This is a genomic window from Bradyrhizobium sp. 2TAF36 (assembly GCF_052114925.1).
Lineage (GTDB): Bacteria > Pseudomonadota > Alphaproteobacteria > Rhizobiales > Xanthobacteraceae > Bradyrhizobium > Bradyrhizobium barranii.
In genome coordinates, this window is sequence record NZ_JBFRFR010000146.1 from 1 (window position 1) to 11,782 (window position 11,782).

An 11,782-nucleotide genomic window follows, 5' to 3' on the forward strand; every position below is an offset into this window, starting at 1 on the left:
GACTCAAATCACAGGGACTCTGTACGATGTCGCCATTTGGCTCACCATGGAAAACTAGTGAGCTTGAATGGCCAATAATCGTCGTTCAACGCAGGAACACTGTCGTGTGAATGAGTGTGAACTGTTGAAGAGTTGCGCACGATCATCCAACGGCTAGATCCACCGACTTCGACATCTTTGATGGATTCTAGCAAAAGGAAAGCCGCTCACGATGATCAGAAACTTCAACACTTACTGGGCCGAAACGGGCCGACGATGGCGCAGAGCTGCGCTGCCCCGCAGCCTGCAATACCTGGCCGTCGGATTGTTCGCATCTCTGACTTCACAGGCTCACGCGCAGCAGAAGACGGACGTCACCATCAAGCAATTGCTCTCGACAACGACTACGTCGGCGGGGCAACAGATCGTATTGCCGAGGAAGGACGCCGAGCTCGTAGCGTCAATCTTCGAAATTGCCCCTGGGGCACACCTTCCAGAGCACGAGCATCCGTATCCTCGATACGGTTACATCTTGTCGGGAAGCTTGCGCGTGACCGACACTGAGACCGGTCAAGGCAAGACGTATCGGCCAGGAGACTTCGTCGTGGAATCGGTGGGACGATGGCATACTGGCGCCAATGCAGGGGAGGAGCCGACAAGGCTGCTCGTTATCGACCTCGTCCAGAATGGACACGCCAACACCGTGCTTCGTAAGCCGCAGCAGGATAGCAATAAATAGGGAAAGCGGTGCGGGGTGTCAGCGCGCGAAGGCGAGCAAAACCGTAGAAATTTGATTGCGAGAGAGCGGCTCAAATCTCCGACCGAATTGTTCTTGCCCACCACGCGATACCCCGCCGGCACCTGATCAGCTTTTGCATGAAGCTTGTCAGTCAGCCTGCTCCACCCGGCCATTCCAAGTGCGATGCGGAATGCTTGTGGCGACAGGTGACTTTGCCGCCGTGGCCAACGCAATTTACAACGCTTCCGGTGTTCGCGTACGCGACTATCCAATCACGTTGGACAAGCTAATCAATCGTATGCCCGAGATTGGATGAGAGGATGAATTCCGCGGCGGGTCAGTAACGACCCGATGTCTGCTTCTGGCCCGAGGGCAAAAGACTTCGAGCAGGTACATGGGTTTACGCTATGAGGTAGACTGGCACTAGTCGTTCGGCTCTTGACCGGCGCTCCTGACTCAACCGAGACTTTGAGAGCAGGAAGTACAGCGCCGATCGGTCCATAGCGTCAATAAATGCCTCGCCGTGGACTTTTCCTTGAGATAGGTCAAACGTTACGGCCTACGCAGACTGGCACTGTAACTTGCAGCTTTGCCAGCCTCCTCCGCGCGGCCGGTTATGCGATCGAGAAGCGCTTCTTCGTCCACTACCAGTTCAAGGACCGCGTCGAGTTTGGTCCCCTTGGCTGCGAGTTCCTGATCGAGCGCTTCCGCCTGCATCACCGTTCGGGGAAAACCGTCGAGAATGAAGCCGTTTGCCGTGTCCGATTCCCCGATGCGATTGGCGACAACCGAAACCACGACGTCATCGGGCACAAGTTCTCCACGGTCCATGATGTGCTTGGCGCGAAGTCCCAACATCGAGCCCGAGGTCACTGCTTCGCGCAGCATCTCCCCGGTCGACAAATGGGGAATGCGGAGACGCGTGGCGAACCTCGTCCCCTGAGTACCTTTTCCCGCGCCCGGCGGTCCCAGCAGAACTAATCTCATCAACTATGCTCCCTGTGGCGACTATATCGACGATTGGTTGCCGCGCATTCGTACCGCAGCTTCATGGTAACGTCGGGCACCAATGCCGCGCAGCGGCTCCGCTTGACCGGCCCTCGATAATGTCATCAGCGAGCGGAATCCGATTGGCGCCGGACCGGCGCGATCATTGCCCCAACCTGCTCAAAAAATTTGGATCGGCTTTTTCCGAACCCTCAGGCCTCACCTTACACCCCGAGGATCACCCGTTCCTCGTCGTTCCGACAACTGCCTTAATTTGTCGAAGCTCGACTTGATCCACATCAACAGTCATGTCCGATCCATTCAGTATTGGTTGCTGCACGCGAGCCGAAACAGGTCCTTCGTCGTCCTCGAGGCAGTTTTCAACTGCGGCCGGGGGACACGCCAGCGTGTTTAATCCTATCGACTTACACGAGCGTGTTGTCGAACTCTTCAATCGGCGATTCCGGGAGAACGAGATGGAAGCGAGAAGCCACGAATCGATCCAGCGAGACCCCGACTATCAAGAGCTGGTGCGGCGCCGCTCGTCCCTCGGGTGGACGCTGTCACTGATCATGCTGATCATCTACTTCGGCTTCATCCTGCTCGTCGCCTATGCGCCAAAATTCCTCGGCATGCGGCTAGGAACGGGCGTGACGACCATCGGCATTCCAATCGGCCTCTTCGTCATCGTTTCAGCGTTCGTGCTCACGGGCATCTACGTCAGCAAGGCCAATTCCAAGTATGACGCCCTGATCCGTCGAATCGTCGAGAGGTAGCGACAATGAAGAAACTTTCCTGCGTCCTCGCGACGGCATTGTTTGCCAGCCTCCCCACGCTCGCGTTTGCGGCTGGAGCGATCGATGGCGGCACCAAGCAGGCGGTAAATTGGGTCGCGATCGGTATGTTCATCGCCTTTGTCGCCTTTACTCTCGGCATCACATATTGGGCAGCAAGACAGACGGCATCGGCCGCGGATTTCTACTCAGCTGGCGGCGGCATCACCGGTTTCCAGAACGGCCTTGCGATCGCCGGAGACTACATGTCGGCGGCCTCTTTCCTCGGCATCTCGGGCCTGGTCTACACTTCCGGCTACGATGGCCTGATCTACTCGGTCGGCTGGCTCGTCGGCTGGCCAATCGTCACGTTCCTGATCGCCGAGCAGCTGCGCAATCTCGGGAAGTTTACGTTTGCCGACGTCACCTCGTTCCGGCTCGGGCAGACCGAGATCCGCATTCTGGCGGCTTGCGGCTCCCTCGTCACCGTGGCCTTCTACCTGATCGCGCAGATGGTCGGCGCTGGCAAGCTGATCCAGTTGCTGTTTGGACTCGACTACTGGATGGCGGTCATTTTAGTCGGCGGCCTGATGATGATCTACGTCACCTTCGGTGGCATGAAGGCGACTACCTGGGTACAGATCATCAAGGCCGTGCTGTTGTTGATGGGCGCGACATTCATGGCCGGTGCGGTCTTATACAAATATGGCTTCAGCCCCGAAGCCCTGTTCGCCAAGGCTACCGAAGTGCATCCAAAGAAGACCGCAATCATGGAGCCCGGCAGCCTGATTTCCAATCCGCTATCGGCAATTTCGCTCGGGCTCGCCCTTATGTTCGGTACGGCAGGGCTGCCGCATATCCTAATGCGCTTCTTCACTGTGAAGGACGCGCGAGCGGCCCGCAAGTCGGTCCTTTATGCCACGGGTTTCATCGGTTACTTTTACATCCTTACCTTCATTATCGGCTTCGGCGCGATCGTGCTTGTCTCGACCAATCCGGAGTTCCTCGATGCCGGCATTCTCGAGAAGACCAAGAGCGGGATCGCAGCGATCAAAGGCGGCTCGAACATGGCGGCGATTCATCTAGCCGACGCGGTCGGCGGCAACTTATTCCTCGGCTTCATCTCGGCGGTGGCTTTCGCCACCATCCTCGCAGTCGTGTCGGGCCTGGCGCTGGCCGGCGCTTCCTCGATCAGCCATGATATTTACGCCATGGTGATCAAGGACGGAAAGGCCAATGAGCAAGACGAAATCCGCGTCTCGAAATTTGCGACGTTGTTCCTCGGCGCGCTCGCGATCATTCTGGGGATTACATTTGAGAACCAGAACGTTGCCTTCATGGTTGGACTTGCTTTCGCCATCGCGGCATCATGCAATTTCCCGGTGCTGGCCATGTCGATCTTCTGGAAGGGACTGACCACGCGCGGAGCAATGATCGGCGGTTTCCTCGGTCTGATCAGCGCCGTTGTCGGCGTCATCCTGTCACCGGCCGTGTGGGAAGCAACGCTGGGCAACCCCAAGGGATCGGCGCCCATCCCGCTCGATAATCCGGCACTGTTCTCGATCAGCCTCGCATTCGCCGGCATCTGGCTGTTCTCGGTTCTGGACCGCAGCGCGCGGGCCAAGGTCGACCGCGGCGGGTTCGAGGCGCAATTCATTCGGTCCCAGACCGGCATCGGCGCATCCGGCGCCGTCACGCACTGAACCCGCGATTTGCGCACACAGTTAGTCCGGCCGTTCGAGCTGAGACAACAATTGCAAACGGGCTTGTCCCGACAACCCATGGAGCGGAAGATGTCGGAAATGCTCTACAAGGTTCCTGAAAGCTGGCTGGCACAGGCCTACGTCGACGATGCTGGGTATCGCGACATGTACGCTCGGTCGGTATGCGACCCGGAAGGCTTCTGGGGTGACCACGGCAAGCGCATCGACTGGATCAAGCCCTATACGCGGGTGAAGCGTACATCGTTTGCGCCCGGCAATGTCTCGATCGAATGGTTCGGCGACGGCACTACGAATGTCTCACTCAACTGCATCGACCGCCATCTGGCCAAGCGCGCCGACCAGGTGGCCATTATCTGGGAAGGTGACGATCCCAAGGAGTCCAAAAGTATCACCTATCGACAGCTACACGATGAAGTATGCCGCTTTGCCAATGTGCTGAAGGCGCACGGCGTCAAGAAGGGCGACACCGTCACGATCTATCTGCCCATGATTCCCGAGGCCGCGTACGCGATGCTCGCCTGCGCCCGGATCGGCGCGGTGCATTCAATCGTCTTTGGCGGCTTCTCACCAGAGGCGCTGGCCAGTCGTATCGAAGGCGGCAACTCCAGGATCCTGATCACTGCGGACGAGGGCCTGCGCGCCGGCAAGAAGGTGCCGCTGAAGATCAATGCCGACGAGGCGTCCAACAAGGTTCCAGGCACCGTGGCGACGATGATCGTCGTCAAGCGCACCGGCGGCCAAGTGCACATGATTTCCGGACGCGACTTCTGGTATCACGAGGAAGCGGCCAAGGTAACGGCCGAATGCAAGGCCCAGGAGATGAACGCAGAAGACCCGTTGTTCATCCTCTACACATCGGGCTCGACCGGAAAGCCCAAGGGTGTGTTGCATTCCACGGGCGGCTATCTGGTCTTTGCGTCGATGACGCATCAGTACGTCTTCGACTATCATGATGGCGATATCTACTGGTGCACGGCCGATGTCGGCTGGGTGACCGGGCACAGTTACATTGTCTATGGACCGCTTGCCAATGGCGCGACGACCGTGATGTTCGAAGGTGTGCCGACCTATCCCTCGATCTCGCGCTTCTGGGATGTCGTCGATAAGCACAATGTCAATATTTTCTATACCGCGCCGACTGCCATCCGCTCGCTCATGGCGGCGGGCGAAGAGCCCGTGAAGCGAACCAGCCGCAAGTCACTGAAGCTGCTCGGTTCAGTTGGCGAGCCGATCAATCCCGAGGCCTGGGAATGGTATCACCGCGTGGTCGGCGACGCACGCTGCCCAATCGTCGACACCTGGTGGCAGACCGAGACCGGCGGCATTCTGATGACACCGCTGCCTGGCGCAACCGACTTGAAGCCTGGCTCGGCCGGACGCCCCTTCTTCGGGCTGCGTCCCGAGATCGTTGATTCCGCCGGTCGAGTGCTCGAAGGCGCCTGCGAAGGCAATCTGGTGATCGCCGATTCCTGGCCCGGCCAGATGCGTACGGTCTACGGCGATCACAAACGTTTCGAGGAAACCTATTTCTCGACCTACCCCAACAAATACTTTACTGGCGACGGCTGCCGGCGCGATGGCGACGGCTATTACTGGATCACCGGTCGGGTCGACGACGTCATCAACGTCTCGGGCCATCGCATGGGTACGGCAGAGGTCGAGAGCGCGCTCGTTGCACACGAGAGCGTCTCGGAGGCGGCCGTCGTTGGCTACCCCCACGACATCAAGGGGCAGGGCATTTACGCCTACGTAACCCTGATGGCGGGTAAAACTCCATCAGACGCGATGCGCAAGGAGCTTGTGGCCCACGTCCGAAAGGAAATCGGTCCGATCGCGTCGCCGGACATCATTCAGTTCGCGCCTGGCCTCCCGAAGACGCGCTCGGGAAAGATCATGCGCCGCATCCTACGTAAGATCGCCGAGAGCGAGTTCGGAAGCCTCGGTGACACCTCCACCCTCGCAGATCCCGGCGTGGTCGACGATCTGATTGAGAACCGCAAGGCCAATCCGTAGGCGGGCCGCAGCTGCACGGCGATCGCTGGAGTTGGGGGTCGCCGTTTTAGCGGCGTCGGCAATCTGCCCGCCTGGGTCATTCTGGGGCGACCGCCATTAAATTCCCGGCTCGCCGGATCTGGTCAGGGAATGTCAATGCCCAACGCCTTCGATGCCGCCAACGCGCCTTTCGACCGCCTGACGTTGCAGGAGGTCGAGACCCTGCGTTTGGCACTGGATATTGACTACTTTCGCCCAGGCGAAACTATCATCGCCCAGAATGCGTCCGCCAGTGCCCTTTTCGTAGTCATCAAGGGCACCGTCGAAGAGCGCGACGGCGGAGATCTGCTGGCACTGCTCGGCCCCAAGGATAGCTTCGACAGCCGCGCCCTCGTTCACGGCAAGAGCGGCCACGCCTTCGTGGCGCGTGAGGAGACGCTCTGCTACACGTGCCCCAAGGGCGTGACGCTCAGCCTGATCCAGCGCAATCCGCGGTTTGCCTCGTTCTTCTACCGCGAAATCTCTCACAAGCTGGATGAGCTTGCTCGCGACGAAGAGGAGCGGCGCTACGGCTCGTTGATGCGCGCTCGGGTCTCCGAGCTCTTTCTTCATCCTCCGGCATTCATCGACGCCAGTGATACGATCGAAGCCGCCGGCCACCGGATGCGCGAGATCGACAGCAACGCCCTGTTCGTTCGCGACGGCGAACGCATCGGCATCATCACCGGCATGAACCTGTCCAAGGCCGCGGTGCTGCGACGCCAGCCGATCGAAACGCCGGTGCGCGAGTTCGCGCATTTCGACGTGGTGACGCTGAGGCCAGATGACTTCGTATCAGCGGCTCTCGTGCTGATGACCAAACGCAACAAGCGCCGCGTCGCAGTGCATGATGGCGAGCGCTATATCGGCATTCTCGAAGATATCGATTTGCTGGGTTTTCTAGCCGGCAGCGCCCAGGTCGTCGCCGGTCGCATCGATCGCGCGTCGAGCAGGGACGACTTGGCGGTTGCCGCGCGAGAGACCGCCGCGCAGGTGCGCACGCTGCGTCGCCAAGGCGTCAAGGTCGAGGTCATCGGCGAGGTTGTCTCTGATCTCAATGCACGACTGTTCTCCCGGCTGTTCGAAATGGTGGCACCGGACGAGATCCGTGCCGGCGGTTGTCTCGTCGTCATGGGCAGCGAAGGTCGCGGCGAGCAGACCGTGCGTACCGATCAGGATAATGGGCTGATCCTGGCCCGCCCCGTCGACAAGGCAGCGCTGGACGCATTTCGGATCAGTTTTTCAGCCGCGCTGGCCGACTTCGGCTTTCCGCCCTGCCCCGGTAACGTTATGGTGCGCAACCCTATCTGGTCAAAGCCGCTCTCCGACTATCTCGCGGACTTCCGGCGCTGGGTGGCGTTGCCCGATGAAGTTGCCCACATGAACGTGGCAATCTTCTACGATGCGAGTGCCGCTGCCGGCGACGCGCGRCTGCTGGCCGAGGCCAAGGCGGCGTTGATCGATCTTATCCGGGGCGAGCAGGTCTATCTCGCCCATTTCGCGCATGCCGTGGACGCCTTCGCGACACCAATCGGGCTGTTCAACAACCTAGTCACTTCCGAGGGTAAGGGCGATGCGCTGGACCTCAAGAAGGGTGGCATCTTTCCGATCGTTCACGGCGTCCGCAGTCTCGCCATCCAGCACGGCTTGCTGGAAACCGCGACCGACAAGCGCATCGCGCGATTGTGCGATATCGGCGTTCTGCAAGCCGAATTCGCCCGAGAACTGAGGGAAACCTTTCACTTCCTGCTGATGCTCAGACTCGACGGGCAACTGGCGGCATCGGCCGGCGCGTCAGGTACACTCGTGCGGCCGTCCTCGCTTTCGAGCATGGAACGCGATCTGTTGCGCGACGCCTTTCAGGTCGTCAAGCAGTTTCGCTCGCTCATTCGCAGCCACTTCAATCTCGGCATGTTCTGACGTGATCCCCCGCGCACTCAAACGCCTTTTCCATCAAGCCTCGATCGGCGATCAGTCGTATCGGTTCATGTTCAGGTCAGAACCATCAGACGAGGTAGTCGCGATCGATTGCGAGACGACAGGCCTCAATGTGCGCACCGACGACGTCATCAGCATTGCCGCAATCAAGGTTCGAGGCCGCCGGATCCTAACCAGTGAGCATTTCGAAGCGGTCGTTCGTCCCGATGCCGGCATGGGAGCCGAAGGGATCAAGGTGCATCGCTTGCGTGAGGCCGATGTTGCACAGAGCCCGTTTATCCGGAAGGTACTGCCGAGTTTGCTGCATTTCGTTGGTGGGCGTCCGTTGGTCGGATACTACGTCGATTTCGATATCGCCATGCTAGACAAGTACATCCTGCCCCACATCGGGATCGAGTTGCCCAACCGTCGGATCGAGATCTCCAAGCTTTACTACGAGCGCAAATATGGCGATGCGCCGGCAAACACGGTCGTCGATCTCTCGTTCGCGGCGATGCTCAAGGATCTCGGCATTCCGCTCCTCGCGCAGCACGACGCCTTCAATGACGCGCTAATGACCGCGATGATGTATATCGTCTTGCGTGACTGGAAGGAACGGGGCGTGCGCATCGCGCGTCCCCGTCCTGGCGGCGCCATTTTCAATCCGACAGGCGGATAGATATCTGTCGTGGGTACTTTTGCTGCGCAGGGTCAGCCGGAGGCGGTTGCTGAACTCATTACATTCAATCGTACAAACCCTGTAGCGCTTATCGACCAGGCATCTCGCATTTATGACCGCTTTGCGATTGTGTTGAAAGACTTTGCTCGTGATCGCGTCACTATCAACCCGAAAGGCCCCACATGTCAGAAGCATTCAAGTCGCTCGTCGCATGTTTCGCGCTCGCGATCGTCGCTCAATCCGCCGCAGCGGATCCCCAGCACGGCAAGGACATCGCAAAGCGCTGGTGCGCAAACTGCCACGTCGTCGAATCTGGTCAATCGAACGCCATCGACCATGCGCCGCCGTTCGGCCAAATCGCGAGAACGCCCGATTTCGATCGAACCAAGCTTGCATTTCTCCTGCTCAGGCCCCATCCGAATATGCCCAGTCTATCGCTCGATCGGACAGAAATCTCGAACTTAGCGGACTACATCAGCTCCTTGAAATGAAACGCCTATCGCAGCGACGCTTGMGATGGGTCAAAGCGAACTTCAGGGCTTCTTCTAGTATCGAGCCGTACCGAGCGGCAGAGCGCGCTCAGTGCCGTTACGGTTGCGGGGCCCGGACTCCTAGGTACTCCGGGCTCCGTTTCTGACACGAACGACTGCGAACGGGGGCCGGCTTCGTCCGAGCGGCTCCGCCGGCAATTCAAAGGACCGAAAGCCGGCACCGCGGGTCGAATAGAGGCGAACAATCGGTCACGGCATTCGAATGGTGCCAACGCCGATTTTCCCTTTCGCCGCTTCAGGCCAGCGACAGCGCAGCGAAGACGGGCAATGGCCTCTTGGGCCAAGCCCTGTAACGACTCGCCCTCTCCGAAGTATGCGAGAGGCGCCAGCGAGTCCCCGAAGAGGTTACCCAGACCAGCAATTCCTCGCGATTTCTGGCCGCGATGACGCACCCGCTCGACGTCCTAGCAGTTGGTCACGGTCCAGGAGTCGATCATCGTCGGACCGGCGGCATTGAACGCATTCGTGTCGCGGGATGCCAGGCGAACCCGTGCGTGGCAGCGATCGCGGCGATATAAACAAATTGAACTTGCGCAAACTTCAAATTTGGTGAGCCCCAGCAGGTGTCCGAAGTGAGCCGCTCTTTATCCGCAGTTCGGGTCCGGCACGCTCACCCAACTCAGAAGACGCCGGCGAACCAGAAGGTCAAGCCGAAGCATTCTGGGCATCAAGCCGAGGATGAGTTGACCCGGGAAGACAGCAAGCTAGGCGACCCGCCACCCGGCATGACTGGAAATCTACCGATTAGATCGGTAATCAAACCAGCATTACGGAGTACATGCCGGCTGCAAGCCAAGTTTGCGCAACAAAGAGCCAACTCCACCCGTTCGGCGCACAGCGCATCAGCCCCCTTGTTAGAGCAGCTGTTCGGCGAATTCCCTCCCACTTCTTTTGATGGCTCCGACTTCAGCTTTCTCGCCTCGTTCATTATGCGGGTCATGCCAATTGCGGGGAATGAATTCTGGAAACCGAGGCTTGACTGCTTCGGAGGGCTGAGGCTGTGCTGGTAAAGGAAGGTTCGGCAGGCGGCGTGTAGGCGACTGTCACCTTCCCCACAGCTGGCTTGATGTTTTACAGACTGACCATCGAGAGGCGATCACTTGTTGCCGGTCGCCGCGCTCTCAGTGACATCAGACCTCGGAACTTGCCTCCAGCACGGCCATGGGCGATATTGCCGCGGTGTGGCGGCCGAGCCGGCCACCCGAGGGATTGGAGCAGCTATTGTCGCCCACCCGCGTAACTCATCCGCAAGACGACRGTCGAGGCGAGCACTTTCGGGTCCGGATCGAGGGGTTCGGCGTCGGCACCTGGGATCTCGACCTGACGACGCGCGATCTGGAATGCTCGGACACCGCGAGGATGCTGCTCGGCATCGCGCGGGAGCAGGCGGTGAGCTACGACCTCATCCTGTCGCGCCTCGAACCCGACGACCGCGAGCGCTTCGAGAGCGCGATCAAGCGCGTGTCAGAACAGAGCGGGGGTTTTGACGTATCATTCAGGGTCGCCCACGCCTCCGGCCGCGGACACTGGATCCGGGCCAGGGCGGGTCTCATTCGGGACGAGGCTGGCGCCGCCCGCCATCTCAGTGGCATCTTCCTCGACATCGACGAGGAGAAGCAGGTCGAGGAGGCCTTGCGCACCCGCGAGACTCATCTCCGCTCGATCCTCGAGACCATTTCCGATGCCATGATCGTCATTGACGGCCACGGCATCATCCAGTTCTTCAGCACCGCCGCCGAGCGCCTGTTCGGCTGGTCCGAGCACGAGACGATCGGCCAGAACGTCAGCGTCCTGATGCCGGAGCCCGACCGCACCCGGCATGACAGCTACATCGCCCGCTACCGCACCACGCACGATCCGCACATCATCGGCATCGGCCGCATCGTGACCGGCAAGCGCCGCGACGGCACGACCTTTCCGATGCATTTGTCGATCGGTGAGATGCAATCCGGCGGCGAGCCTTATTTCACCGGCTTCGTCCGCGACCTCACCGAGCATCAGCAGACCCAGGCGCGGCTCCAGGAATTGCAGTCCGAGCTCGTCCATGTCTCGCGGCTGACCGCGATGGGTGAGATGGCCTCCGCGCTCGCCCACGAACTCAACCAGCCGCTGGCGGCGATCAGCAATTACATGAAGGGCTCGCGGCGGCTGCTCGCGGGCAGCGTCGATCCGAACACGCCGAAGATCGAAAGCGCGCTGGATCGCGCGGYGGAGCAGGCCTTGCGCGCCGGCCAGATCATCCGGCGTCTGCGCGACTTCGTCTCCCGCGGCGAGTCGGAGAAGCGGGTCGAGAGCCTGTCCAAGCTGATCGAGGAGGCCGGCGCGCTCGGGCTCGCCGGCGCGCGCGAGCAGAACGTGCAGCTGCGCTTCAGCCTCGATCCCGACGCTGATCTCGTCCTTGC

General features: G+C 60.0%; 8 protein-coding genes and 1 pseudogene. 8 read left to right on the forward strand and 1 reads right to left on the reverse strand.

The window, feature by feature from the left end; all coding sequences use genetic code 11:
• The first annotated feature begins 211 nt into the window (after positions 1–211).
• The gene (locus AB4Z51_RS42455; RefSeq protein ID WP_441499548.1) at positions 212–718 is read left to right on the forward strand and encodes a cupin domain-containing protein; all 507 of its coding nucleotides are present in this window, start codon (positions 212–214) and stop codon (positions 716–718) included.
• 567 nt (positions 719–1,285) lie between these two features.
• On the opposite strand, the pseudogene AB4Z51_RS42460 reads toward AB4Z51_RS42455, so the two are convergent.
• Positions 1,286–1,705: pseudogene (locus AB4Z51_RS42460) on the reverse strand (adenylate kinase); the annotation flags it as partial.
• A gap of 476 nt (positions 1,706–2,181) precedes the next feature.
• Here AB4Z51_RS42460 and AB4Z51_RS42465 point away from each other — a divergent pair.
• The 7 genes from AB4Z51_RS42465 to AB4Z51_RS42495 form a co-directional block, all read left to right on the forward strand.
• Positions 2,182–2,481 carry a DUF485 domain-containing protein gene (locus tag AB4Z51_RS42465; protein WP_441499549.1) on the forward strand — a complete coding sequence of 100 codons (300 nt, stop codon included), beginning with the start codon at positions 2,182–2,184 and terminating at the stop codon, positions 2,479–2,481.
• 5 nt (positions 2,482–2,486) lie between these two features.
• On the forward strand, positions 2,487–4,181 hold the full coding sequence (locus tag AB4Z51_RS42470) for a cation acetate symporter (RefSeq protein WP_441499550.1): 1,695 nt from the start codon (positions 2,487–2,489) through the stop codon (positions 4,179–4,181).
• Positions 4,182–4,271: 90 nt separating this feature from the next.
• Positions 4,272–6,215 (forward strand): acetate--CoA ligase, encoded by a 1,944-nt coding sequence (acs, locus tag AB4Z51_RS42475; RefSeq protein ID WP_441499551.1) that lies wholly within the window; start codon positions 4,272–4,274, stop codon positions 6,213–6,215.
• 135 nt (positions 6,216–6,350) lie between these two features.
• On the forward strand, positions 6,351–8,153 hold the full coding sequence (locus AB4Z51_RS42480; protein ID WP_441499552.1) for a putative nucleotidyltransferase substrate binding domain-containing protein: 1,803 nt from the start codon (positions 6,351–6,353) through the stop codon (positions 8,151–8,153).
• 1 nt (position 8,154) lies between these two features.
• A complete protein-coding gene (locus AB4Z51_RS42485; protein WP_441499553.1) occupies positions 8,155–8,829 on the forward strand; it encodes a 3'-5' exonuclease in 675 nt (224 codons plus the stop codon).
• 182 nt (positions 8,830–9,011) lie between these two features.
• A complete protein-coding gene (locus tag AB4Z51_RS42490; RefSeq protein ID WP_441499554.1) occupies positions 9,012–9,320 on the forward strand; it encodes a cytochrome c in 309 nt (102 codons plus the stop codon).
• A gap of 1,281 nt (positions 9,321–10,601) precedes the next feature.
• The coding region (locus AB4Z51_RS42495; RefSeq protein ID WP_441499555.1) for a PAS domain S-box protein at positions 10,602–11,782 on the forward strand (1,181 nt) is incomplete at its 3' end.